This is a genomic window from Paenibacillus sp. P2(2022) (genome assembly GCF_029522175.1).
Lineage (GTDB): Bacteria > Bacillota > Bacilli > Paenibacillales > Paenibacillaceae > Paenibacillus > Paenibacillus polymyxa.
Window position 1 is genome coordinate 1 of record NZ_JAKWFI010000029.1, and the last position, 748, is coordinate 748.

Here is a 748-nt window from a genome sequence, read left to right on the forward strand (position 1 = left end):
GGTGTCGGCGTAGCCCGCGGTTACCTGAACCGTCCGGAGCTAACGGCCGAGAAATTCGTTGCCGATCCGTTTGCCAGCAGGGAAGCTGGGTATGAACGGATGTACCGCACTGGTGATTTGGCGAGATGGATGCCAGACGGCAACATTGAATACTTAGGCCGGATTGACCATCAGGTGAAAATCCGGGGGTACCGGATTGAGCTGGGCGAGGTCGAAACGCAGCTACTTCAAGTGGAATCGGTACGAGAAGCGGTGGTCATGGCTCGTGCGGATGAAACGGGCCAAAAACAAATGGTGGCCTACTATGTCGCGGGGCAAGAAATCAGTGCCAGAGAGCTGAGAAGTGAGCTGGGCGGAGAGCTGCCAAGCTACATGGTGCCATCGTACTTTGTACAGCTGGAGCAAATGCCGCTGAGTCCCAATGGCAAAATCGACCGCAAGGCATTGCCGGCACCGGAAGGCAGCCTGCAAAGCGGAGCCGACTATGTTGCACCGCGGACGTGGGTGGAAGTGAAGCTGACACAAATTTGGCAGGATGTGCTGGGTCTGGCACAGGTCGGCGTGAAGGAAAACTTCTTTGAGATGGGTGGACACTCGCTGCGGGCGACGACACTGGCCTCGAAGATTCACCAAGAGCTGAACAAGCCACTTCCACTGCGCAGCATTTTTGAAGCGCCAACGATTGAGCAGCTGGCAGCCGTTCTGGAAGGTCTGGATCAGGTGGCGTATGCGTCCATTCCGGTGACGG

1 protein-coding gene is annotated in these 748 nt (G+C 57.0%); it reads left to right on the top strand.

Annotated features, from left to right (window positions below; genetic code table 11):
* The coding region (locus MMB75_RS25985) for a phosphopantetheine-binding protein (RefSeq protein WP_277511616.1) at positions 1-748 on the top strand (748 nt) is incomplete at both ends.